Origin of the sequence: Duganella sacchari (assembly GCF_900143065.1) — a bacterium.
Lineage (GTDB): Bacteria > Pseudomonadota > Gammaproteobacteria > Burkholderiales > Burkholderiaceae_D > Rugamonas > Rugamonas sacchari.
The window spans coordinates 88691-111486 of sequence record NZ_FRCX01000001.1; the positions used below are offsets into that span (position 1 = coordinate 88691).

A 22796-nucleotide genomic window follows, 5' to 3' on the forward strand; every position below is an offset into this window, starting at 1 on the left:
TGAGGACAACCTCACATTTAGGACGGCACCATGGAATTCACAAGTACTGCACTGGTATTGATCGATCTTCAACACAGCAATGTGGCGCGCTCGCTGGCACCGTATTCATCGCAGCAGGTGGTGGACAATTGCAGCCGTCTGGCAAACACAATACGCAGCAAGGGCGGCACAGTCGTCTACGTCCGCGTGCTGGTCAACGAGATGTTGCAACTCCCTGCCGATATTTCTCTGGCACGCGATCCATCCGCGCCGCCTCCACCACCACAGGCGTCAGAACTGGTGCCACAGGCAGGTTTCCAGCCGGACGACATCGTTATCGAGAAACGACAATGGGGTGCGTTCCATAGGACTGCACTGGACCAGCAGTTGCGACGCCGTGGCATCCGCACCGTCATCATGGGTGGCATTGCCACTAACTTTGGTGTTGAATCGACCGCGCGTGCAGCTTTCGATCATGGCTATGCGCTGGTATTTGCGCATGACGCCATGTCCAGCATCAAAAAGGAAATGCACGAGTTTGCGGTGCAAAGCATATTCCCCTTCATCGGTCAGGTCCGCAGCACAGCAGACCTGTTAAATACGCAGTAATCAAGCACTGAGATCCTGCATTTCGCTGTACAGATTAGCCTTGCCTTCAAAGCCGATGCCCACCAGGTCCGGCATGGTGATGTAGCCGTTATCGACCTGCACGCCATCCGGGAAGCCGCCGAAGGGCTGGAACAGGTCTGGGTAGGATTCATTGCCCCCCAGGCCCAGGCCAGCGGCGATGTTCAGCGACATCTGGTGGCCTCCGTGCGGGATGCAGCGGTTGCGCGACCAGCCATGCTGGTGCAGCATATCCAGCGTGCGCAAATACTCCACCAGACCATAGCTCAGGGCACAGTCGAACTGCAGCCAGTCGCGGTCCGCGCGCATCCCACCGTAGCGGATCAGGTTACGCGCATCCTGCATGGAGAACAGGTTCTCGCCTGTCGCCATGGGTTTGTCGTAATAGTTGCGCAGCGTGGCTTGCAGTTCGAAGTCCAGCGGGTCGCCTGCCTCTTCGTACCAGAACAGATCATATTGCGACAGCGCTTTGGCGTATTTGACGGCCGTGTCCAGATCAAAGCGGCCGTTGGCGTCGACCGCCAGCTTCTGGCCATCCCCCAGCACGCTGAGGATGGAGTCGATGCGGCGCAGGTCCTCGTCCAACGAAGCGCCACCGATTTTTTTCTTGACCACGTTGTAGCCACGGTCGATATAGCTGCGCATTTCGTCTTTCAGCGCCTCGTGACTCTGGCCCGGATAGTAGTAGCCGCCGGCAGCATAGACGAATACCTTGCGGTCCGGGGCGCCGGCGCCGTAGCGCTCCGCCAGCAGCTGGAATAGCGGCTTGCGTTCGATCTTGGCGACGGCGTCCCAGATCGCCATGTCGATGGTGCCGATGGCAACCGAACGCTCGCCATGGCCGCCCGGCTTCTCGTTCTTGAACATGCAGTCCCACACCTTGTGCGCGTCCAGATTGGTGCCCTCATCGTTCAGCAGCGATAGCGGATCGGCTTCCAGTATGCGGGGGATGAAACGCTCGCGCATCAACTTGCCCTGGCCATAGCGGCCGTTGGAGTTGAACCCGTAACCCACGACCGGCTTGCCATCGCGGATCACATCGGTAATGACCGCCACCAGGCTCAAGGTCATTTTGCTGAAATCGATGTAGGCGTTGCGGATTGGGGAGCTGATCGGGATGGTCTTTTCGCGTATCTCGACAATTTTCATGTTGTGGTCTCCGTGGAAGAATGGTGACAGCTTACTCTTGAAAGATAGTCGTATAATTTACTGACATTGATTCCTTTATTAACTTCAAGTGAATAACGACATCGTCTCGGAAATGGCATTCTTTGTGCAGCTGGCCAGGCTGGGCAGCCTGGCCGCCACTGCCCGCGAGCTGGGTCTGACGCCGCCAGCCATCACCAAACGACTGCTGCAGATGGAGCAGCGTCTTGGCGTCCGCTTGCTGAACCGCACCACGCGGCGCGTCAGCCTGACCAGCGAGGGGGAGACTTATCTGACACAAGCTGCACGCATCCTGGCGGACATCCGCGACATGGAGGAATCCGTATCCAGCAGCCGCGCCGCACCCAAAGGCCTGTTGCGCGTGAATGCGACGCTGGGATTCGGGCGCACGACGATTGCCCCGCTGGTGTCGGCGTTCGCCAAGCGCTATCCCGACATTGAAGTGCAGCTCCAGCTCACCGACCGCGCCATCAATCTGGTGGAAGACGCGTACGACCTGGGCATCCGCTTTGGCGAGCTGCCGGATACGCGCCTGGGCGCGCGCAAAATCCTCTCCAACCAGCGCTACCTGTGCGCCTCGCCGGCCTACCTGAAACGCAATGGCATACCGCAGACACCACAGGAGCTGACGCAGCACCGCTGCATCCTGCACCGCCAGAACGACGATACCTACAGCACCTGGAAACTGCAAAAGGGCCGCAAGCACGAAACCGTGAAAGTCCACGGCAGCCTGTCCAGCAATGACGGTGATGTGGTGCTGGGCTGGGCGCTCGACGGCCATGGCATCCTGCTGCGCTCCGAATGGGATGCGGCCAAGTATCTGGACAGCGGCCGCCTGCAAGTCATCCTGCCCGACTACACCCTGCCCTCGGCGGACTTGTACGCCTATTACCCCAGCCGTCAGCAGCAACCCGCCCGGGCGCGGGCCTTTATCGACTTCCTGGTAGAGAGCGTGCCGGCAGCCACTGGGCCACGCCCCAGGACAACTCCGGGACGATAAATAGCCACAACAGCGGTGCACCGGTGACGTTCAGCGCCCACATCATCCAGGTGGTGAACAGCAGCCGGGCGACACCGTCGAAGCGGCCGTAGCGTACTTGTGGATCGCTGATGCGCAAGGCGGCCCACACCAGCACCACGCTGCCCAGCAGGCACGCGAACAGCACGTGAAATGGCGTGAACTCGGGCAGCGCCGTACCACCCAGCTGCTGGTTGATGGCATTCAGTTGCGTGTGCGCGGCGGCGAAGGTCCACGGCGTGGCAAACGGCGCGGTGACAATCAGATCGTAGATGGCGCTGCCCAGGACGATTTTGCGGAAGGTTGCGGCTGCAAGCATGTGATCTCCTCAAAGTGATGAGGCATGCTAAAGGCTGGAGTACACTCCAGGGTCAAGCATAATCTGGAGACCTGTATGCAAATCGGAGAGATGGCCGACGCCACTGGCCTAAGCCGCGACACCCTGCGTTTTTACGAAAAGCGCGGCTTGCTGCGCGCTCGCCGCAGCGCCAATGGCTATCGCGACTATCCGCCGGAAGCCGTGGACTGGCTACGCTACATTCGCCTGGCGCAGACACTCGGCTTCACACTGAATGAAATCGAAGCCGACCTGCCGCTGCTGGCCGAACCGGATGCCGCCGCACCTCAGTTGCGCGCCGCGCTGCAACGCAAACTCGCTGACATCGACCAGCGCATCTCCGGTCTGCAAATGCTGCGCGGGGAACTGGCGCGGCGCATAGGCGACAATATGCAGAACTGCCCATTGCAACCCATCCCTGAATAGCAATTCATTCACCCGGCGATGAAGTCCCTGCTATTGCAGCTTGTTGCAATCCAGATCCAGTTCATACGCCTGGTCCAGTTGCACCTGCCGGCCGCCGACATTTAACTCCTTGTAGCGCGGCGCCTCCAGCGTGTACTCTCCCTTGCGCAGCTTTTCCATGAGCGGTTTGCAGGTGATGTGGCGGTAGCTGATGGAGGCGACCACCGTCCACTGGCCGTCACGTCCCTCTGCAAACAGTTGCCCGCCCCCGGGACTATGCTGCTCCACCAACAACACCTCCGGTTTGCCATCGCCATCGGCGTCAATCAGGATCGCATCGCACTTCCCCTCTTTCGTGCTCAGGCAATCGGGCTTTTGATTATCCGGAATGGCATCCCATTTCTGCGCCAGGAAGCTGGCTGGCAGCGTGGCTTTGGCCGGCCAGACAGTCAGGTTGTCCGCCACGGCGACTGGCGTCGTAGAAAGTGACGCCGCCTTCCAGCGGTCCGTATCTGTCCACGCCAATGCTTCGGCAGCGCCGCGTTGCAATGCGGCGGCGTCCGGCCCTGTGCTGCGCAGCTTTAACGCCTCCAGCGCGGCGCGGCCATAGCGCCCGCCCTCAAACCGCAGATAGCGGAAATCGAAATCGGCGGCCTTGGTCTTGCCCTTGGCCAGACGCGCCATCTGGCTGTCGACGCCGATGCGTGCGGGATCGGCTATCGGCGTAAATAAAGCCAGCAGCACGGCCAGCACCAGAAACGCCGCCAGCACATTCACGATGGTGACGGGATTGAGCCAGGTCTCGTACTGATATGCCGCCCACAGGTAGCCCGCCGCGTAGAACGCCGCCACCAGCAGACACGCCGCAGCCACCACGCGATCCGACGTCCATCCGTATTGATGAACGCGCAGGCCCAGCGCATAGACGCCGACCATGACCACCGGCAGTATCAGTATCGCCGCCGTGCGCGCGCTGACGCGCAGCGCCAGCGTTACCTTGGCATCGCCATTCTGGAACGCCGCATTAATCAGCACCAGCAGCACAGCAGCTACGCCCAGCAATACCGACGTCGCATGGCGCGTTTCCCACAGGGCTTTCAGGCCCGTGAATGGCAGGGAGCACAGGAAGCCGGTGACCAGCACCACGGCCACCGGCAAGATCCATGACATCAGCACCAGCAGCAAGGTACGGATGCCGCGCACGATCGACGGCCGTACATCGGTCACGTGCATGCCGCAAGAGAAGGCCGTGCAAATCACCGGCACATTGAACCACGACTCTTGTAGCATCTGGTGCAGGAACTTCAGCTTGACGAGCATGAACAGTTCCGCGCCCAGATACAGCACAAAGAACAGCGCTCCTACAAAAAAGCCCGAGAACAGCAATTGGATCGCATGCTTCCACGCGGTCTCGAAATAGGTGCCGTAGCGCGCGATGCGCCGTCCATCATGTGCGCCTGCCCGCACCAGGGTGTGCGCAATGAAGAAAAACACCACGCTGAAAAACATCATCAGGAACGACGGCGTATGCGAAGGCCTGTGGTCCCAGCCCATCATGAACGGATGCGAATTCAGGCCACGCCACACATCATGCGCCGAAAACGCCAGCAGCACGGCCAGCACCGCCAGCAGCCAGATGACGATTTGGCGCGGCTGCAGATGGCCCAGGCTGGAGATCAGCAGTACCGGCATAATCACCAGCGCCGTCAGCAGCGGCACCATCAGATACGGCTCCGTGGCAGGCCAGACGCCATCGCGGCCAGCGGCGTATAACCAGTACAACAGTAATCCCTGCACCAGCCCTGTACCCAGCCGTGCCAGCATGACCTTGCGGCTGACCTGCGTCTCCAATGCAATCTCGTGTTGCTCCATTGTCTCCGTCCGTGATTGGTAATTCGTATATTTTAATAATTTAGCATGGATGACCCGACAGGCGCTGAGGCGCTATAATCAAAGACTATGAACCCACTTCTCGACAAGCTGCATCCCTACCCGTTCGAAAAACTTCGTTTGCTGTTTGAGCAAGTCACCGCCAATCCGCAGTACAAGGCGATCAGTCTGGGCATGGGTGAACCCAAGCATCCTACGCCCAAATTCATCCAGCAGGCGCTGATCGACAATGTCGACGGCCTGGCCGTCTATCCCACCACCATTGGCACGCCCGACATGCGCGCTGCGATTGCCACGTGGCTGGAGCGCCGCTACAACCTGCCCAAGCTGAATCCCGCCACGCAGGTGCTGCCGGTGAACGGCTCGCGCGAGGCGCTGTTTGCGCTGGCCCAGGCGGTCATCGACAAGGATGCCAAGTCGATTGTGGTCAGTCCGAATCCGTTCTACCAGATTTACGAAGGCGCGGCCTACCTGGCCGGCGCCGAGCCTTACTTCGTCAACTCCGACCCGGCCCGCAACTTCGGCTGCGACTATGACAGCATTCCGGTCGAAGTGTGGCAGCGCGTGGCATTGCTGTTCGTCTGCTCGCCGGGCAACCCAACCGGCGCCGTACTCTCGCTGACCGACTGGGAACACCTGTTCGCTCTGTCGGAGCGCTACAACTTTGTCATCGCCGCCGACGAGTGCTACTCGGAGATCTACCACGGCGAGCAGGCGCCGCTGGGCGCGATGGAAGCCGCCCATCAACTGGGCCTGGCCACCATCGACAAGCCATACGCGCGCCTGGTGGTGTTCAGCAGCCTGTCCAAGCGCTCCAACGTGCCGGGCATGCGCTCCGGCTTTGTGGCCGGCGACGCCGATGTCCTCAAAAAATTCCTGCTGTACCGCACCTATCACGGCGGCGCCATGAGCACCGCCGTGCAAGCTGCGTCCATCGCGGCCTGGAACGACGAAACCCACGTCGAACAGAATCGCGAACAATACCGCGCCAAGTTCAACGCCATCACGCCGCTGCTCAAGGACGTGCTGGATGTCGAACTGCCGGACGCCGGCTTCTACCTGTGGGCTGACGTCAGCCGCACCGGCCTGTCGGACACCGAATTCGCCCAGCGCCTGTACGCCGAATATAATGTCACTGTACTGCCGGGTAGCTACCTGGCGCGCGAAGCGCATGGCGTCAATCCGGGCCGCAACCGCATCCGCATGGCGCTGGTCGCCGAAACGGCGGAAGGCCTGGAAGCCGCGCAGCGCATCGTCCAATTCTGCAAGTCCCTTAACAAATAAGTTGAATATCATGACCCAACAACTCCAGAACATCATCGACCAGGCATGGGAAGACCGCGCCAACATCAACCCAGCCAACGGTTCCGCCGAACTGCGTGACGCCGTCAACCACGTGCTGGCCGGCCTGGACGCAGGCACCATCCGCGTGGCCGACAAAGCCACCGGCACCTGGGTAGTGAACCAGTGGGTCAAGAAAGCCGTGCTGCTGTCGTTCCGCCTGGAGAACAACGTGGTCCTGCCATCGGATGGCACCATGCAGTTCTACGACAAGGTACCAACCAAGTTCGCCAACTACACCGCCGACGATTTCGCCAAGGGCGGCTTCCGCGTGGTGCCGCCAGCAGTGGCGCGCCGTGGTTCCTTCATCGCCAAGAACGTGGTGCTGATGCCTTCCTACGTCAACATCGGCGCCTACGTCGATGAAGGCGCAATGGTAGACACCTGGGCCACCGTGGGTTCGTGCGCGCAGATCGGCAAGAACGTCCACCTGTCGGGCGGCGTCGGCATCGGCGGCGTGCTGGAACCGATGCAAGCCAATCCAACCATCATCGAAGACAACTGCTTCATCGGCGCCCGTTCGGAAATCGTTGAAGGCGTGATCGTGGAAGAGAACTCGGTGATCTCGATGGGCGTGTACATTGGCCAGTCGACCAAGATCTACGACCGCACCACCGGCGAAATCACCTACGGCCGCGTACCTTCGGGCTCGGTGGTGGTATCGGGCTCGCTGCCATCGGATGACGGCAAGTACTCGCTGTACTGCGCGGTGATCGTCAAGCGCGTCGATGCACAGACCCGATCGAAAACCGGCATCAACGAACTGCTGCGCGGTATCTAAGCTGTATAAGCTGTAAACCAACCGGGGAGATCATCATGGCCATGGATCGTTTGTTCCAGCTAATGAAGGAAAAGAACGCGTCGGACATGTTCTTTGCCGTGAACTCCCCGGTGCACATCAAAATCAACGGCAACCTGATTCCCATCAACCAGCAAAAGCTGGAGCCTGAAAACATCCATGCCCTGCTGGCGGAAATCGCCTCGCCGGAGCAGATGGAGGAACTGGCAGCCACCAATGAATTGAACATGGGCGTGTCCGTGCCCAACCTGGGGCGCTTCCGCCTGTCCGCGTTCAAGCAGCGCGGCACCATCTCCGCCGTATTCCGCTTTGTGCCGGCCACCATCCCCGTGCTGGCAGATTTGCAGCTGCCGCCCGTGCTGGCGGACCTCATCATGGAAAAGCGCGGCCTGCTGCTGCTGGTGGGCTCCACCGGTTCGGGCAAATCGACCACCATCGCGTCCATGCTGGATCACCGCAACGAACTGCGCTCCGGCCATATCCTGACGCTGGAAGATCCGATCGAGTACCTGTTCCGGAACAAGAAATCCATCGTCAACCAGCGCGAGATCGGCAGCGATGCCAAGGACTTCTACACCGCCCTGCGCAACTCCATGCGCCAAGCGCCGGACTGCATCCTGATCGGCGAAATCCGCGACAAGGAAACCATGGCTGCAGCGCTGGCCTACGCGCAGTCAGGCCACCTGGTACTGGCGACGCTGCATGCGAATAACAGCTACAACGCGCTAAACCGCATCATCAGCTTCTACCCGATCGAAAACCGCGCAGCGCTGCTGCAGGATTTGTCGAGCACCGTCAAGGCCATCGTCTCGCAGCGCTTGATCCGCTCCCTCAACGGCGGCACACGTTCGGCAGCGGTGGAAGTGATGGTCAACACCCGCTACATCTCGGACCTGATTGAGAAAGGCGAAATCGGCCAGATCAAGGAAGCGATGGAAAAGAGCATGTCGCCTGGCTCGCAATCATTCGAGCAGTCCTTGCTCAAGCTGGTGCACGATGGCCTGGTCAGCCAGGACGAAGCCCTGGCCAACGCCGATTCCGCCACCAACCTGCTGTGGCTCCTGAACAATGGCCCGGACAGCGCGGCCACCAAGGAAGAAGAAACCAAGGCCCCAGCCAGCGAAGCCTCCTTCACCGAGTTCACCCTCAATACCTGACGCCCTACTTCACCTCACGTGCCAGCTTCAGCATCTGATAGCTGAGTGTGAGTCCGCGCCGCCTGGCCTCCGTCTGATTAATGCGGAAGGCCAGGCCATTCGGCTCGATCACCAGGCCGATACTGGCGCCGCTGCGGAAGGCATCGGCGCTGTCCCCAATCACCAGTACGGGATCATCCGCCAGCACCTCATGCCAGCGCCGCAGATCGCCGCGCGCACCGGTTCCGAGCACCAGCAACTGGCACTGCGGCACGCGCTGCGGTTCGTTCAGCAGCAACGTGTGTGTTGAAGCATTGGATGACGTGGTCTGCATCAGCGCGCGCAAGGCTTCCTGCAACCGGGCATCGCCGGCTACGCAGTACGTGAATTCACGCGCCGGTGGTGGTGGCCATTCTGTCAGCTGCGCGAAGCGGTAGATGAAAGCTGCTTTCAGCTGCAACTGGTCCTGTGCCAGGCACGCCTGCGGCAATGGCAGTATCGCCAACAACATCCAGGCAAGCAATCGGCGCAAGGCACTCATGGTCCGAACTGCCGCGTTAAACTCAGGCGCACTACGCGACTTGGCTGCCGTAATGGCGCGCCGACGGCAATGGGCTGGTCGTAGTAGCGCACATCCCCGACGTTGTACAAAGACAGCGCCACATCGGTGTCGTTGGCCGGACGCCATAACAAGGTCGTGTTCAAGAGCGCGTAGCCTGGCAGCGCCTGCGGGCCGCTGGTGCGGCGGCTTTCACCCAGCACTTGCCACGACAGCCGCAGGCGATCACCTTGCAGCGGCTGCGTGTACAGCAGCTTGACCAGCGCGCGCGGAGAATTATCGAGCCGGCGGCCTGTGTCGTCGGTGGTGCGCTGCAACGACACTGAGGCCTGCAATTGCTGGCCGCCAGTCCAGCGCTGCTCCAGTCCCAGTTCCGCGCCCAGGTTGCGTATCGGGCCGCTGTTCTCAAATACCGGATAGTCCATCCTCAGGCTGATCAGATCCCGTATCCGCGACAGGTACACCGATGCGCGATACTGGAAATTACGCCCCAGCGCGTGATCCCACGCCAGCTCCAGCGTGCGTATGCGCTCGGGCCTGGGCAGCGGCGCGTCTATCGGCGCGTTGGCGCGGTACTCGTACAGATTGGCTTCGCGGAAGGCGCTGCCGTACATCAGCTTCAGCGATGCATCCGGCACGCCGCTCCAGATCCAGGCGAAACGCGGATTGACCGTGGAGCCGCCTATCATCGCGCTGTCATGGCGCAGGCCGAGCGTCAGGCGGTGATGATCGCTGACCTGCCACGTATCCTGCACGAACAGGCCGCGCCGCCGGTTTTCGCCAAAGAAGTAGTCATCCGGCTCTTCGCCCGCCGGGCCCTCGATGATTTGCTGCGTGCGGTCATACTGGTACTCAAAGCCCGCCATCACTTCATGGTCATGCCAGCGCCGCGTGCCGATGCGCAGGTCCAGGTTATACCAGCGTCCCAGCGAGTGATTATCGAAGACCATCGGTGTCAGGTCTTCGCGCAGAAAGGCGTAGGCGCCCAGGTAGTCGCTGCGCTTCGAAGAGACCGCACCATACAGGTTCCAGTCGCCCAGGTCGCGCTGATATTCAGCCGAGATGAAGTTGTTGTTGAAGACACGGCGGTCCTGCAGGAAGCGGATCGGCGCATCCGGCCCCATATACGCCGGGATACCATGTTCGCGATGGCTGGCGCCTGCGCGCAGCGTGAGACCGCCATACCTGGCCATGGCCAGCAGGCGCCGCCCACGGTCCCAGCTGAGCGGTTTGACAGCCTCGGCATCCTGTGGCCGTAAGTCATAGGGTGGGTCGATATCGCTCTGTTCAAAGGCGCTTAGTCCGAGCGTGGCTTCCCAGCCTTGCTCCGAGCGATGGCCGACGCTGGCGCGCACTTCGCGCGTACGGTCCGAATCCGCGCTGGCCCGCACCTGCAAGCCATGCAGCTTGTCGGTACCCTTGGTGATGATGTTGACCACGCCGAAGAAGGCATTGTTACCGTACAGCGCAGAGCCGGGACCAGGCGCGTATTCGACATGGTCGATCAAATCGACGTCGACAAAGAACTCGCTGCCCAGCAGACCCGCATCGTAAATGTTCTCGTTGACGCGCATGCCGTCGATCAGGAACAGCAGGCGCGCATTGAAATCGCCAGGGCGTCCCAGGCCGCGGGCGCCCACGTAAGTGAAGTTGCCGTCGGCAGTGACATACAGCCCCGGCATGCTACGCAGGATATCGGCCATATTGCGCATGCCATAGCGTGCGATATCCGTATCCGTGACCACATAGGTGACGGACGGCGCCTGCGAACTGCTCTGCGCAAAGCGCGACGAGGTGGACTCTTCGACGTCACGCGTGACATCGGTCGGCGTCTGCCGCAGCAGGTCCTCCAGGCTGGCCGGCTGCTGCTGCGCCAGCGCTGCCGTCGACAGGCAGGCAGCCCATAGCAGCAAGGCGCTACGCGGCCGCACGCAGCGCCCTCCGGTAGCAGTTCTTGCCAGCCCGCTTGGCCTCGTACATGGCCTGGTCCGAGGCATTGAGCAGCGCGGCCGGATCATTAGCATCGACAGGCGCAAACGCCAGTCCCACCGTGGCGCCGATCGGCATGATTTGGCCGCGTATGGTCATGGTGACGCGTACCGCATCGATGAGGCGTTGCGCCATTTGCTCGGCGGCTGCTTCATCTGGCAGTTCCGGCAGGATCAGCGCAAACTCATCGCCGCCCAGGCGGCACAGCACATCACGCGAGCGGACCACGCTGGTCATGCGGCGCGCAACTTCGCACAGCACCTCGTCGCCAGCGTCGTGGCCATGTTTATCGTTGACGGTCTTGAAGTTATCCAGATCGATGAACATCAGCGCCATGAGCTCATGCCGCTCAACGCTGGCGCCAATGTAGCGCTGCAACGCGCCCTGGAAGTACAGGCGGTTGGGCAGGCCAGTCAGGCTGTCCTTGTGCGCCAGTTGCTGGAACTGCTGGCCGGCCTCTTGCTCCTGTTCGAGTTTCTGGTGCAGGTCTGCCTGCCAGACTTCGATCCGCTTGAGCATATCGTTGAAACGCTCGGTCAGGCGCCCTACCTCGTCGGGACGGTAGACGTTGGCACGCTTGCTGTAATCCCGTTCGCGGGCAATGTGTTCGGCCAGGTTGGACAGTTCGACCAGCGGCGCCAGTGCGCGGCGCTGCACCAGAAGCAGCCCGCGCCAGGCCACCAGGATGGCCACTGTAATCAAGGCCATTGCCACTGCGCTCAGCACCAGTACAGACGTGCGCAAGCCATCCAGGCTTTCGCGCAGCACCAGTACACCGACTGTCTCGCCTTTCAACTGTATCGGTGTCCACACTTCCAGGCCGCGCAGGGTCGCTGACGCCGCACCCACCTGCTGGCTGGCAGCAGCCGGTGGCATCACACGCGGCAGCGGCGTGTTATCAACGGCCTGCCACTGCGCAAACACCTCACCGGCCGGTGTCTGCACCTGCACCAGCAGCAGGTCGCTGCGGCGGGAGAAGGCTTCCAGCTCGCCGCGCGCGGCAGCACGGTCGGCAAACACCATCATCGGCGACACGCTGTTGGCCAGCTGGCGCGCGCTGAGCTCGGCAGCATGCAGCTGGTGAGCGCGCGCGACATACCAGGTCGCGGTGGCCAACAAGACAAACGTCAGCAGCATGGTGATGGTCAGCAGCTGCAGGTTCATGCGCGTTAGCCGCTGGACCAGAGAATCAGCGGGAGCGGGCGAAATAACTCCGGAATTGCTCATGTAGGGGCCAAAATGGTATTTCCGACAAGAATCTTTTTTGGAATTGTAAGCTTAAAGTCTCCTGTTGTGGAGCAAAAGCTCAGTGGCCGTGGCGGCTAAACCACCCCGGCCCCTATCTGGCCCCCGCCAGCAAAAACTCAGCCTAAAAATCTGGCCGGACTGGCGTCGAAAATCTTCTGGTGAGAAGCCATGCAAAAGTAGTAGGTCCGGCCTTGATAGACCGACGACGGCGCGGTCGCCTTATCGACATCCATTTCGCAGACAGGACACAGCGGGTGCTGCGCAGTCGATTTCCGGCGCTTGGCATACACCATATTGGAGGCGGGATCCAGCCAGCCCTGCCCCTGGTATTCCAGGGTGTTCGCCGTATTGAGCGCCACAGCGCGCCCAAAGTAGCGTTCCACAACGCGCAGCGTCAGATCGATACCGGACGACAGGCCGCCGGAGCTGGCGAAACGGCCTGATTCGACAAAACGCGCGCCACGTTTGAGCGCTATATCAGGGAACGCCATCACGAATTGCGCATAGGCGCTGTGGTGTGTGGTTGCGGCTTTGCCGGACAACAGGCTCGTTTTGGCCAGTACAAAGGCGCCGGTGCAGACCGACATGGTCAGGTCCGCAGTGCGCGCCGCCTCGCGTATCCAGGCCAGCATGGCTTCAGTGGGTTCGCCTTGGGCGGGGATAACAATGATCTTGGGCGCAGGCGCTGTGGCAAAGGTGTATTCCGGCACGATGGTCATGCTGCCGCCAGCCTTGACCGGCGCGGTGGTTTCCGCCACCGTATAAAGCTGGAACACCGGCTCCGTGGCGCGTCCGGGGACGCTGACGTTCTGGAATACTTCCCACGGCCCCGCGAAATCGATGACGACCGCGCCATCCGACAGCAGGACGGCCACGGGGATGCTGCCTTCCGCTGGCGGCTGCAGCGGGTTAGACAACGCCTGCTGCGGCCTGGCGTTCCCGATATTGGGAATTGCCGCTGCCAGCCCCATGGCCGCCGGCAAACGGAAAAGATCGCGTCGATTCATTATTTATCCTCCGAGTTAGAAGCTGTGGAGTGTCCCATCGCGAGCACGGCGACACGAGGCGCTTGCCTGCACGCTTTCGTGAATTCGCTGCAAAACGTCGCTGCCGGGCTTCTTTTCCCCTATGATTGCGCCATGAAATCAAGCTCCCATTCTTTGGTCAGTTCATGGCGCTATGTGGCTGGCGCCTGGCTGGCGATCGCCCTGTTCGACGCCATCCAGACGGTGGTCTCAATGCGCGCGATGGGCATGCACCACGCCTGGCTTACCTTATTTATCGTAACCGCCGCCTCCTGGGCGCCGTGGGCGGTGCTGACTCCCGCCATACTGGCGCTGCTGCAGCGTTTCCACCTTCCGTCCCGCGACGCCGCGCCATGGGGAGCGCATATCGCAGCCTGCCTGGCAATTGGTTGGGTGTGGGCGACATGGGCGGCGATGCTGGAGCACCAGACCAATCCGTTTGCCTATGCGGCCGGTCCTGGCTCTTTCGAGCTACTCTGGAAGTCAAAGTTCCTCGGCACCCTGGTGATTGATGTTCTGCTGTATGGCGCCGTCGTCACGCTGGCATTGATGCTGGATGCGCATAACCGCCTTTTGCACCAGCGAACGGCGAGCGCGCAGCTTGCCGAACTGCTCGCGCAGGCGCAGCTCTCTGCGCTCAAACTACAAATCGAACCGCATTTCATTTTCAATTCACTCAATGCCGTCACCGGGTTGATACGCGAGAAAAAGGATAACGAGGCGATTGCGATGATCGCGGCGCTGGGAGACTTGCTGCGCCGTGTCACCGACCAATCGGAGCGTCAATTCGTGAGCATGGAAGAAGAGATCGAATTTCTGCATAAATATCTGGCGATACAGCAGATGCGCTTTGCCGAACGGCTGCGCTACCAGATCGATATTCCCGATGACCTCATGAAGGCGCAGGTACCGGACTTCGTCGTACAGGCGCTGGTGGAAAACGCGATCAAGCACGGTATCGCCAAACGCGCCAGGGGTGGGGAACTGAAGGTAGCCGCCAGCCGCGATGGCGACACGCTCGCACTGTGTGTTTCCAATGACGGCCCGCCGCTGCCAGAGCGTCTTGAGGAACGGGTAGGCATCAGCAATACGCGTCAGCGCCTGCTTGCCTTGTACGGTAACGCTTCGGACCTGACGCTGCAAAACCACGCCAGTACCGGTGTGATGGCCACCATCACCCTGCCCTACCGCGAGCATTAATGGACAACAGCAGGAATTTATTACGCGCCCTGATCGTCGACGACGAGCCTCTGGCACGCAGCAATGTCGCCGCACTGCTGGCGCGCGACGCGGGAGTCGTCATTGCAGGTCAATGCGGTTCGGCCGAGGAAGCCGTCGAAGCGATAGCAAACCTGACGCCCGACCTGGTATTTCTCGACATAGAAATGCCGGAGTGCGACGGTTTCGAGCTGCTTGAGCGCATCGGCCCGGCGCCGGCGTTCGCGATTGTGTTCGTCACCGCTCACCACCAGTTCGCACTGCGCGCGTTTGAAGTGGGCGCGCTGGACTACCTGCTGAAGCCCTTCGACGACCAGCGCTTTGCACGTGTGCTGACGCGCGCAAAGGAGCGCCTGCAGACCAGCAGCGACACCAGGCGCTTCATCATCAAGAACGGCAGCGCACTGGACGTAGTGAAATTCACCGACATCGACTGGATTGAAGCCAGCGACTACTACTCGACACTGCATGCCGGCAGCAAGACCTTTATGCTACGCCGCAGCCTGTCGGATCTGGACGCGCTGCTGGCAACGCATGGCTTCTCGCGCATCCACCGCTCTGCCATCGTCAATCTCGACCGCGTCAGCGCGTTGGAGATCCGCGAGGACGGCGAATACGAGGTCGTACTGCACGATGCCAAACGCCTGCGAATGAGCCGACGCTATCGCAAGCCTATCCTGGAACGGCTCGGCGCCACGCAGTAGCGAATTGGCAAACGGTTCTTGTATAATTTTCAGCCATGAACAAGAATAAATTGGAAAGTACCAGCAAGTTCCTGTCGCTGATTCTGCGGCACGCGCCCAAAACTTGAGGAAGTGGTCGCCACCAGCGATAAAAAGCGCTTCGCCTTGAGCGAAGACGGCCTGTCGATACGCGCTAATCAAGGCCATTCGGTTGCGAGTGTCGATCTGGCGCTGCCACCTGGGACACTGGCCACCATCCTGTCCGGGCGCAGGCCATGCATCAGCAAGGCCACCAGTTCTACGTGTCTGAGAACGGCGTCTGGCTGACGGAGGCCGTGCCCGCGTCGTTTATCGGCTTCCCTACCGCTTAGGCCTTGCGGCGGCGCGCCACCACACCCAACGCAGCCAGGCCCGCGATCAGCATGGCGTAGGTTTCTGGCTCAGGGACGGGCGCCATGCTGTAGGTGATGTTGTCGATGCCGACGTTGTAGGCGTTGTCTTCCCACTCGATACGGATGCCGCTCGCACCAGTCCAGCTGCCATTAAAGCTACTTGGGCCATTAGGATGGTCGTTGCCCACGGTGCCGGCATAGTTCATCAGCACATGGCCGCTCAGGTCCGAAATGGTGATCTTGGTGTTGCGGGTCGTGTTGGAATAGGCGCCCAGATCGAAATGCGACAGCGTGACAGCCTGGCCGTTCAGCGACACCAGATCAATACGCGCTTTCGAGTTGTCATTGCCACCTGGCGCAAACACGCTGCCATGCAGCGTGTTGTAGCTGGTAGACCACCACTGCAGCGAGCTGCCTGGAATACGCGGCGCCGAGTACTGCACGTCGACCACGCCGGCCACATCGCCGTAGGCCTGCGAGATGGCGCTCCAGTCGCCGCAGGCAACGACGCTACCACTGCCATTGGAAGCGCTACTGCAAGCACCCAAAGTGTCGAAGTCCAGCACCGTTGCCTGGGCGGCGGATGCGCCCATCGCCAAGGCGGCGATCGTCGCGAAGATGATTGGTTTGATTTTCATGCCGTTCCCTCATTGTTATCAAAATAATCTCGCAAGTATAGCTATCATCATGGTAAATAACGATTTGATAATTGGTGAAACCAGTTTTTACCGCATGGACCGCCGCTATGAGCGGGCCTGCATGGCGTGGTATCCTACCGGGTCCAACTTTCCCGAACGATCATGACCATTACCGTCTACGGCATCCCTAACTGCGATACCGTCAAAAAAGCACGCACCTGGCTGGCCGACCAGCAGCAGGATTTTGTTTTCCACGATTTCAAAAAACAGGGCCTGACCCGCGACATCGTCGCCGGCTGGCTCAAACACCTGTCGCGCGATGTGCTGGTGAACCGCAAGGGCACCACCTGGCGCGCGCTGTCCGATGAACGCAAGGCGTCCATCGTTGACGATGAAGCAGCCATCGCGCTGATGCTGGAAAATCCATCCGTCATCAAGCGCCCGGTGCTGGACAAGAATGGCACTTTCTCCGTCGGCTTCTCCGACGCGCAGTATCAACAAATCTTCAATAGCTGATATGACTCCATCCAAGACCCTGGCGCTGACCGAAAAGCTGATCTCCCTGTCCTCCGTCACGCCGGACGACAAGGGCTGCCAGCAGCACCTGATCGACCTGCTGACCCCACTGGGCTTCGTCTGCGAAACCATCGAATCGAATGGCGTGACCAATCTGTGGGCGCGCCGTGGCACAACCTCGCCAGTGATGGTATTCGCCGGTCACACCGACGTGGTGCCTACCGGCCCGGTCGAGCAATGGCGCTCGCAGCCTTTCACCCCGACCCATCGCGACGGCAAGCTGTATGGCCGTGGCGCAGCGGACATGAAGACCTCCATCGCCGCCTTCGTCGTCGCCTGTGAAGAGTTCATCGCCAAGCACGCCGATCACAAAGGCTCGATTGCCTTCCTGATTACCAGCGATGAAGAAGGCCCGGCCACCGACGGCACCGTCATCGTCTGTAACATCTTGAAAGAGCGCGGCGAAACGCTGGACTACTGCATCGTCGGCGAGCCAACCTCGGACGAAACCCTGGGCGACATGATCAAGAACGGCCGCCGTGGCTCGCTGTCCGGCAAGCTGACGGTCAAGGGCGTGCAAGGCCACATCGCCTACCCGCAGCTGGCAAAGAACCCGATTCACCTGGGCGCACCTGCGCTGGCCGAACTGGCGGCCGAAGTCTGGGACCACGGTAATGAGTACTACCTGCCGACCTCCTGGCAGATGTCCAACATTAACGCCGGCACGGGCGCCAACAACGTGATCCCCGGCGAAATGATCATCGACTTCAACTTCCGCTTCTCGACCGCCAGCACGCACGAGGAACTGAAACGCCGCGTTCACGCCATCCTGGACAAGCACAATCTGCACTACGACATCAAGTGGGCGCTGAGCGGCCTGCCGTTCCTGACCCCGCGCGGCACCCTGAGCGATGCGCTGTCATCGGCGATCAAGTCGGAAACCGGCGTGGACACCGAACTGTCGACCACCGGTGGCACGTCGGACGGCCGCTTTATCGCTCAGATCTGCCCTCAGGTGATAGAATTCGGTCCTCCCAACGCAAGTATCCACAAGATCGATGAGCATATCGAGCTGCGATTTGTCGATCCGCTGAAGAATATCTATCGCCGCACGCTGGAAAACCTGCTGACGTAACAGCAGTGCGGCGTGGGCTCCGATGACCGTTTTACCGAGATAGCCATGAACACGACTCCATTCACCACGCCGCGCGACCTGCTGCGCTATGCCGTCACCCGCTTCAATACCGCCCAGCTGTTCTTCGGCCATGGCAGCACGGAAGCGTATGACGAAGCAGCCTATCTGATCCTGCACACGCTGAAGCTGCCGCTGGACCTGCTCGATCCATTCCTGGACGCCAAGCTGCTGCCGGAAGAAATCGCGGCGGTGATGGCCGTGATCGACCGCCGCGTCAACGATCGCGTGCCGGCGGCCTACATCACCAACGAAGCCTTCCTGGGTACTTACAAGTTCTATGTTGACGAGCGCACCATCGTGCCGCGCTCCTTCATCGCCGAGCTGATTCCAGAATACTTTGCACCATGGGTCAACGAGCCTGAGAATGTGTCCAACATCCTGGAACTGTGCACGGGCTCCGGCTGCCTGGCCATCATGATGGCCGATGCCTTCCCCGACGCGCACGTGGATGCCGTCGACATTTCGGCCGATGCACTGGAAGTCGCTAAACGCAACGTGGCGACCTATGAGCTGGAAGACCGCCTGACGCTGATCCAGTCCGACCTGTACGCCAATGTACCGGCCAAGAAGTATGACCTGATCATCACCAATCCACCGTATGTGAACTCGTCCTCGATGAGCAAGCTGCCGATGGAATACCGCGCGGAGCCTGAACTGGCGCTGGATGGCGGCAAGGACGGCATGGACATCGTGCGCCGCATTGTCGCCGGCGCCGCCGAACGTCTGACCGATGATGGCCTGCTGATCGTTGAAATCGGCAATGAAAAGGAATTCGCTGAAGCCGCATTCGGTGAGCTGGGCCTGACCTGGCTCACCACCAGCAATGGCGACGACATGGTCTTCCTGCTGACGGCAGACCAACTGAAACTCTAAGAAGAACCACGAATGATTCGCTTCAATCAAGTAAGCCTGATGCGCGGCGTAAAGCCGCTGCTGGAACAAGTAGACGTCACCCTCAATCCGGGCGACAAGATCGGTTTGATCGGCGCGAATGGCGCCGGTAAATCCAGCCTGTTCGCGATGATGCGCGGCGAGCTGCACCCGGACCAGGGCGACATCGACTTCCCGGCCAAATGGCGCGTCGCTTACGTGGCGCAGGAAACCCCGCCGCTGGAACGCGCCGCACTGGACTACGCCATCGACGGCGACGTCAACCTGCGCAAACTGCAAGCGGAACTGGAGCGTCTGGAAACCGAACCTGAGTCCACCGAAAACGGCATCGCCATGGGCGAGATCTACAGCGCCCTGGCCGACGCCGACGCCTACACCGTGCAGTCGCGCGGCGAACAGCTGCTGCTGGGCCTTGGCTTCTCGCTCGACCAGATGCAGCGCCCCGTGGCCAGCTTCTCGGGTGGCTGGCGTATGCGCCTGAATCTGGCGCAAGCGCTGATGTGCCCTTCCGACCTGCTGCTGCTGGATGAACCAACCAATCACCTGGATCTGGATGCCATCATCTGGCTGGAAGACTGGCTCAAACGCTATACCGGCACGCTGCTCATCATCTCCCACGATCGCGACTTCCTCGACGAAATCGTCAACGTCATCGTGCACATCGACGAACGCAAGCTGAAACGCTACTCGGGCAACTACTCGGCCTTCGAGCGCCAGCGCGCAGCGCAGATGGCGCTGGCCGCCGGTGCGCTCGAGAAGCAGCAGCGCAAACGCGCGCACCTGGAGTCGTTCATCGAACGCTTCAAGGCCAAGGCTTCCAAGGCCCGCCAGGCGCAGAGCCGCATGAAGGCGCTGGCCAAGATGGAAGAACTGGCGCCATTGCGTGCCGCCGCCGAATTCTCGTTTGAATTCCGCGAGCCGCTGAACGCGCCGAATCCGCTGCTGGTGATGGAAGACGTCGACGCCGGCTACCGCAGCGAAGACCAGAAGACCGGCGAGATCTCCGAAAAAACCATCGTTCACGGCATCAACTTCTCGCTGCAGATCGGCCAGCGTATCGGTCTGCTGGGTGTGAACGGCGCAGGTAAATCCACGCTGATCAAAACCATCGCAGGCGAACTGGCGCCGCTGACCGGCGAATCCACCACCGGCAAGGGCCTGAACATCGGCTACTTCGCCCAGCACCAGGTGGAGATGCTGCGTCACGACGAATCGCCGCTGTGGCATTTGGCGAAGATTGCGCCGACCACGCGCGAGCAGGAGCTGCGTAACTTCCTGGGCGGCTTCAACTTCCCGGGCACCATGGTCACCAGCTCGATCGCGCCTTTCTCTGGCGGCGAAAAGGCGCGTCTCGCGCTGGCACTGATCGTATGGCAGCGCCCTAACCTGCTGCTGCTGGATGAACCAACCAATCACCTGGACCTGGAAACCCGCGAAGCGCTGACCGAAGCGCTGGCGCAGTTTGAAGGCACGCTGGTAGTGGTATCGCACGATCGCCACCTGCTGCGCGCCACCACCGACCAGTTCATCATCGTCGCCGACGGCAAGCTGCAACCGTTCGACGGCGACCTGGATGATTACAAGGACTGGCTGTTCCAGACCAAGCTGGGTAAAGGCACCGATGTGCTGCCGGCTGCGGGCAAGGACAACAAGACTGCCTTCCCGGTGCAGTCGCCAGTGGCGCCGTCAAAAGCCGAAGCTGAAGCGCCGGTCGTCAACACCAAGGAACAGAAGCGCAAGGAGGCGGAAGACCGCCAGCGCCTGTCCGCGCTGCGCAAGCCGATCGAGCAGAAGGTCAAGCGTCTGGACGAGCAGATCGCCAAACGCACGGCACAGAAAGCAGAAGTCGATGCCCAACTGGGCGAGGAGTCAATCTACGACGCGGCCAACAAGGCCAAGCTGAAGCAGTTGTTGGCCGATCAGGCGTTCTTCACCAAGGACCTGGGCGAACTGGAAGAACAGTGGCTGGCCTTGAATGAGCAGCTGGAGGCCCTGGCTTAAAGGCTCACGGCCGCTAAGCCGCCTGCCGGGCGCCGAACTGCACTTTGCGGATGGACATGAGCTTGTCGATGTCCACCACAATCAGCCGGCGCCCTTCCGCTTCCCCCAGACCGACCAGATAATCAACCGCGCCGGCACCGGCAATCGGCTGGATCTGGGCCGGTTTCAAGGCGACGATATCCGTCACGCCATCCACCACCATCCCCATCACGCAGCTGGACAGCTTGAGGATAATCACATCCGTCAACGGATCATGCTGCGGTGGACGCGGGCCGAAGGCAATCCGCATATCCACAATCGGCATGATGACGCCGCGCGATACCACCACGCCACTGACGATTTCACCATCCGAGGAAAAGCGCTCCAGCGCCTTTAAGGGACGCAGCTCCTGGACTTTACTGAAGTCGAGCGCGTAATCGAGTCCGCCGAGCCGGAAAACCAGGTACTGGCATGACTCATTTGTCTGCGTGGTCGAGGAAGACATGATGATCCTTTCGTTCGGAGAACAGCAAGTATCATCCTAACCGTGACCCCACTGTCAGGCGTTGACTAGCGTCAACCTGCTCCGGCAGCTATGCACGTTTGCTACAATCCGCGCATGAACATCGATCCGAACGAAGTGGAATTCAGCGCCATCCGCGCCCAGGGGCCGGGCGGGCAGAATGTGAACAAGGTGTCCAACGCCGTGCATGCGCGCTTCGACATCACGGCTTCGTCGCTGCCCGAACATATCAAGGAACGCCTGTTGGCATTGCGCGACACCCGTATCACGCGGGAGGGCGTGGTGGTGCTGAAAGCGCAGCAGTCGCGCAGCCTGGAAGCAAACAAGGAAGATGCGCTGCGCCGCCTGCAGGAGGTGGTCGATAGCGTCGCCGTCCTGCCGACCGTACGCCGGCCGACCAAACCGACCCGCAGCTCACAGCGCCGCCGCCTGGACGGCAAAGCCAAGGACGGCGAACGCAAACAGCTGCGCGGCAAAGTTATCCTGTAACGAGACGCGCCAGCTGATGTACGCCCAGCGCCAGCAACGCAACGAAGAAGCAGCGGCGGAACACGGCGGGTTGCATGCGGTCACGCAGCCATTGGCCCAGCATCATGCCGATGCCGGATGGGACCAGCGCCAGCAAAGAACTCCCCGCCGCCGTGACATGCCACTGGCCGCGCAACGACAGCATCACGGCCAGTGCCAGCGTACCGACGGTAAATGCCATGCCCAGCGCCTGCACCAGGTCATCCTTGTCGAGGTTGAGCGCTTGCAGATAAGGCGCTACCGGCATCACGAATACACCAGTAACGCCAGCCATGACGCCGGTGGCGGCCCCGGCCAGCGGCCCGGCCCAGCGCTCGTTGTGCGGCGCCACGTGCAGGCGCCAGCCCGTCAGGCCCAGCAAGCCATAGCCGGCCAGCGCCAGCCCGAGCACCGCGCCACTCCACGATGCGGCGCCTAGCAGGAAGGCCAGCGTGACGCCGGCGCACACCGCCAGCATCACCCACTTGAAACGCTGCCATAGCGGATATAGCGCAGGCCCGGCAGCCAGCTGCCATACATTCGTAACAGCCGAAGGCACAATCAGCAACGCAGCGGCTTCCAGCGGCGGCATGCGCAGGGAAAGCAGCGCGATTGCCACCGTCGGCAAGCCCATGCCCGTCACGCCTTTAACCATGCCAGCCAGGATGAAAACCAGGGTAATGAAGAAGATGTCCATGCCAGCCATTCTGCGCGCTGGCGCGGCACTTGAAAA

At 61.0% G+C, this 22796-nt stretch carries 23 protein-coding genes; 13 read left to right on the forward strand and 10 right to left on the reverse strand.

Translation table 11 applies throughout. The features are described from left to right. Window positions 1-30 precede the first annotated feature (30 nt). Entirely contained in the window at window positions 31-588 is a 558-nt protein-coding gene (locus tag BUA36_RS00455; protein WP_072780484.1) for an isochorismatase family protein, read from the forward strand. Here the strand turns inward: BUA36_RS00455 and BUA36_RS00460 are convergent, their stop codons facing one another. Continuing rightward, entirely contained in the window at window positions 589-1755 is a 1167-nt protein-coding gene (locus tag BUA36_RS00460) for a mandelate racemase/muconate lactonizing enzyme family protein (protein ID WP_072780485.1), read from the reverse strand. 88 nt (window positions 1756-1843) lie between these two features. On the opposite strand from BUA36_RS00460, the gene BUA36_RS00465 reads away from it, so the two are divergent. Next, complete coding sequence (locus tag BUA36_RS00465) at window positions 1844-2773, forward strand: LysR family transcriptional regulator (RefSeq protein WP_072780487.1); 930 nt, start codon at window positions 1844-1846, stop codon at window positions 2771-2773. On the opposite strand, the gene BUA36_RS00470 is transcribed toward BUA36_RS00465, so the two are convergent. After that, window positions 2703-3110 (reverse strand): hypothetical protein, encoded by a 408-nt coding sequence (locus BUA36_RS00470; protein WP_072780489.1) that lies wholly within the window; start codon window positions 3108-3110, stop codon window positions 2703-2705. The two genes, BUA36_RS00465 and BUA36_RS00470, sit on opposite strands and share 71 nt — an antisense overlap. Window positions 3111-3185: 75 nt before the next feature. On the opposite strand from BUA36_RS00470, the gene BUA36_RS00475 reads away from it, so the two are divergent. Beyond that, window positions 3186-3554: a MerR family transcriptional regulator gene (locus BUA36_RS00475; protein WP_072780491.1), complete on the forward strand. Its 369-nt coding sequence runs from the start codon at window positions 3186-3188 to the stop codon at window positions 3552-3554. Window positions 3555-3584: 30 nt separating this feature from the next. On the opposite strand, the gene BUA36_RS00480 is transcribed toward BUA36_RS00475, so the two are convergent. Then, a complete protein-coding gene (locus BUA36_RS00480; RefSeq protein WP_072780492.1) occupies window positions 3585-5405 on the reverse strand; it encodes a DUF4153 domain-containing protein in 1821 nt (606 codons plus the stop codon). Between the two features lie 87 nt (window positions 5406-5492). On the opposite strand from BUA36_RS00480, the gene dapC reads away from it, so the two are divergent. Genes dapC through BUA36_RS00495 form a run of 3 tightly spaced genes read left to right on the forward strand, consistent with a single transcriptional unit; the run spans window position 5493 to window position 8720 of the window. Continuing rightward, a complete protein-coding gene (dapC, locus tag BUA36_RS00485) occupies window positions 5493-6707 on the forward strand; it encodes a succinyldiaminopimelate transaminase (protein ID WP_072780494.1) in 1215 nt (404 codons plus the stop codon). A 10-nt stretch (window positions 6708-6717) separates the two neighbouring features. Next, on the forward strand, window positions 6718-7545 hold the full coding sequence (gene dapD / locus BUA36_RS00490) for a 2,3,4,5-tetrahydropyridine-2,6-dicarboxylate N-succinyltransferase (RefSeq protein WP_072781517.1): 828 nt from the start codon (window positions 6718-6720) through the stop codon (window positions 7543-7545). 35 nt (window positions 7546-7580) lie between these two features. After that, on the forward strand, window positions 7581-8720 hold the full coding sequence (locus BUA36_RS00495; protein ID WP_072780496.1) for a PilT/PilU family type 4a pilus ATPase: 1140 nt from the start codon (window positions 7581-7583) through the stop codon (window positions 8718-8720). Between the two features lie 4 nt (window positions 8721-8724). Here the strand turns inward: BUA36_RS00495 and BUA36_RS00500 are convergent, their stop codons facing one another. The 4 genes from BUA36_RS00500 to BUA36_RS00515 all read right to left on the reverse strand — a co-directional run bounded on the left by BUA36_RS00500 (window position 8725) and on the right by BUA36_RS00515 (window position 13502). Further along, window positions 8725-9240: a YfiR family protein gene (locus BUA36_RS00500; protein WP_072780497.1), complete on the reverse strand. Its 516-nt coding sequence runs from the start codon at window positions 9238-9240 to the stop codon at window positions 8725-8727. After that, window positions 9237-11189 carry a TonB-dependent receptor plug domain-containing protein gene (locus BUA36_RS00505; protein ID WP_229255575.1) on the reverse strand — a complete coding sequence of 651 codons (1953 nt, stop codon included), beginning with the start codon at window positions 11187-11189 and terminating at the stop codon, window positions 9237-9239. Before BUA36_RS00505 ends, BUA36_RS00500 begins: the two co-directional genes overlap by 4 nt. Next, complete coding sequence (locus BUA36_RS00510; protein WP_072780498.1) at window positions 11176-12411, reverse strand: sensor domain-containing diguanylate cyclase; 1236 nt, start codon at window positions 12409-12411, stop codon at window positions 11176-11178. The genes BUA36_RS00505 and BUA36_RS00510 overlap by 14 nt, the downstream gene beginning before the upstream one ends. A gap of 200 nt (window positions 12412-12611) precedes the next feature. Continuing rightward, a complete protein-coding gene (locus tag BUA36_RS00515) occupies window positions 12612-13502 on the reverse strand; it encodes a DJ-1/PfpI family protein (protein ID WP_084559929.1) in 891 nt (296 codons plus the stop codon). Between the two features lie 78 nt (window positions 13503-13580). Between BUA36_RS00515 and BUA36_RS00520 the strand changes: the two genes are divergently transcribed. Together BUA36_RS00520 and BUA36_RS00525 are read left to right on the forward strand one after the other, a co-directional pair. Beyond that, on the forward strand, window positions 13581-14720 hold the full coding sequence (locus tag BUA36_RS00520) for a sensor histidine kinase (RefSeq protein WP_139260315.1): 1140 nt from the start codon (window positions 13581-13583) through the stop codon (window positions 14718-14720). After that, entirely contained in the window at window positions 14720-15442 is a 723-nt protein-coding gene (locus tag BUA36_RS00525; protein ID WP_072780503.1) for a LytR/AlgR family response regulator transcription factor, read from the forward strand. Before BUA36_RS00520 ends, BUA36_RS00525 begins: the two co-directional genes overlap by 1 nt. 346 nt (window positions 15443-15788) lie before the next feature. Here BUA36_RS00525 and BUA36_RS31050 read toward each other — a convergent pair whose 3' ends face one another. Continuing rightward, window positions 15789-16451, reverse strand: coding sequence for a PEP-CTERM sorting domain-containing protein (locus BUA36_RS31050; RefSeq protein WP_072780506.1), 663 nt, complete (start codon window positions 16449-16451; stop codon window positions 15789-15791). A 162-nt stretch (window positions 16452-16613) separates the two neighbouring features. Here BUA36_RS31050 and BUA36_RS00540 point away from each other — a divergent pair, with 162 nt between their 5' ends. From BUA36_RS00540 to BUA36_RS00555, 4 genes are read left to right on the forward strand one after another with little or no spacing between them, the layout of a single operon-like run. Continuing rightward, a complete protein-coding gene (locus tag BUA36_RS00540) occupies window positions 16614-16967 on the forward strand; it encodes an ArsC family reductase (protein ID WP_072780508.1) in 354 nt (117 codons plus the stop codon). Between the two features lies 1 nt (window position 16968). Further along, window positions 16969-18102 carry a succinyl-diaminopimelate desuccinylase gene (gene dapE, locus BUA36_RS00545; RefSeq protein ID WP_072780509.1) on the forward strand — a complete coding sequence of 378 codons (1134 nt, stop codon included), beginning with the start codon at window positions 16969-16971 and terminating at the stop codon, window positions 18100-18102. 45 nt (window positions 18103-18147) lie between these two features. Next, window positions 18148-19035 (forward strand): 50S ribosomal protein L3 N(5)-glutamine methyltransferase, encoded by an 888-nt coding sequence (gene prmB / locus BUA36_RS00550; protein ID WP_072781519.1) that lies wholly within the window; start codon window positions 18148-18150, stop codon window positions 19033-19035. A 12-nt stretch (window positions 19036-19047) separates the two neighbouring features. Next, window positions 19048-21054, forward strand: a complete 2007-nt coding sequence (locus BUA36_RS00555; protein WP_072780511.1) for an ATP-binding cassette domain-containing protein — start codon at window positions 19048-19050, stop codon at window positions 21052-21054. A 13-nt stretch (window positions 21055-21067) separates the two neighbouring features. Here BUA36_RS00555 and BUA36_RS00560 read toward each other — a convergent pair whose 3' ends face one another. Beyond that, window positions 21068-21538, reverse strand: a complete 471-nt coding sequence (locus tag BUA36_RS00560; RefSeq protein WP_072780513.1) for a chemotaxis protein CheW — start codon at window positions 21536-21538, stop codon at window positions 21068-21070. A gap of 90 nt (window positions 21539-21628) precedes the next feature. Here BUA36_RS00560 and arfB point away from each other — a divergent pair, with 90 nt between their 5' ends. Further along, window positions 21629-22045, forward strand: a complete 417-nt coding sequence (gene arfB, locus BUA36_RS00565; RefSeq protein ID WP_072780514.1) for an alternative ribosome rescue aminoacyl-tRNA hydrolase ArfB — start codon at window positions 21629-21631, stop codon at window positions 22043-22045. Here the strand turns inward: arfB and BUA36_RS00570 are convergent. Next, a complete protein-coding gene (locus BUA36_RS00570) occupies window positions 22035-22760 on the reverse strand; it encodes a sulfite exporter TauE/SafE family protein (protein WP_139260317.1) in 726 nt (241 codons plus the stop codon). The two genes, arfB and BUA36_RS00570, sit on opposite strands and share 11 nt — an antisense overlap. Between the last annotated feature and the right edge of the window lie 36 nt (window positions 22761-22796).

Bases quoted from the DNA above. Each gene is read 5' to 3' on its own strand.
- BUA36_RS00455 (WP_072780484.1), top strand. From the start codon at position 31: ATGGAATTCACAAGTACTGCACTGGTATTGATCGATCTTCAACACAGC.
- BUA36_RS00460 (WP_072780485.1), bottom strand. From the start codon at position 1,755: ATGAAAATTGTCGAGATACGCGAAAAGACCATCCCGATCAGCTCCCCA.
- BUA36_RS00470 (WP_072780489.1), bottom strand. From the start codon at position 3,110: ATGCTTGCAGCCGCAACCTTCCGCAAAATCGTCCTGGGCAGCGCCATC.
- BUA36_RS00475 (WP_072780491.1), top strand. From the start codon at position 3,186: ATGCAAATCGGAGAGATGGCCGACGCCACTGGCCTAAGCCGCGACACC.
- BUA36_RS00480 (WP_072780492.1), bottom strand. From the start codon at position 5,405: ATGGAGCAACACGAGATTGCATTGGAGACGCAGGTCAGCCGCAAGGTC.
- dapC (WP_072780494.1), top strand. From the start codon at position 5,493: ATGAACCCACTTCTCGACAAGCTGCATCCCTACCCGTTCGAAAAACTT.
- dapD (WP_072781517.1), top strand. From the start codon at position 6,718: ATGACCCAACAACTCCAGAACATCATCGACCAGGCATGGGAAGACCGC.
- BUA36_RS00495 (WP_072780496.1), top strand. From the start codon at position 7,581: ATGGCCATGGATCGTTTGTTCCAGCTAATGAAGGAAAAGAACGCGTCG.
- BUA36_RS00500 (WP_072780497.1), bottom strand. From the start codon at position 9,240: ATGAGTGCCTTGCGCCGATTGCTTGCCTGGATGTTGTTGGCGATACTG.
- BUA36_RS00510 (WP_072780498.1), bottom strand. From the start codon at position 12,411: ATGAACCTGCAGCTGCTGACCATCACCATGCTGCTGACGTTTGTCTTG.
- BUA36_RS00515 (WP_084559929.1), bottom strand. From the start codon at position 13,502: ATGAATCGACGCGATCTTTTCCGTTTGCCGGCGGCCATGGGGCTGGCA.
- BUA36_RS00525 (WP_072780503.1), top strand. From the start codon at position 14,720: ATGGACAACAGCAGGAATTTATTACGCGCCCTGATCGTCGACGACGAG.
- BUA36_RS31050 (WP_072780506.1), bottom strand. From the start codon at position 16,451: ATGAAAATCAAACCAATCATCTTCGCGACGATCGCCGCCTTGGCGATG.
- BUA36_RS00540 (WP_072780508.1), top strand. From the start codon at position 16,614: ATGACCATTACCGTCTACGGCATCCCTAACTGCGATACCGTCAAAAAA.
- dapE (WP_072780509.1), top strand. From the start codon at position 16,969: ATGACTCCATCCAAGACCCTGGCGCTGACCGAAAAGCTGATCTCCCTG.
- prmB (WP_072781519.1), top strand. From the start codon at position 18,148: ATGAACACGACTCCATTCACCACGCCGCGCGACCTGCTGCGCTATGCC.
- BUA36_RS00555 (WP_072780511.1), top strand. From the start codon at position 19,048: ATGATTCGCTTCAATCAAGTAAGCCTGATGCGCGGCGTAAAGCCGCTG.
- BUA36_RS00560 (WP_072780513.1), bottom strand. From the start codon at position 21,538: ATGTCTTCCTCGACCACGCAGACAAATGAGTCATGCCAGTACCTGGTT.
- arfB (WP_072780514.1), top strand. From the start codon at position 21,629: ATGCACGTTTGCTACAATCCGCGCATGAACATCGATCCGAACGAAGTG.
- BUA36_RS00570 (WP_139260317.1), bottom strand. From the start codon at position 22,760: ATGGACATCTTCTTCATTACCCTGGTTTTCATCCTGGCTGGCATGGTT.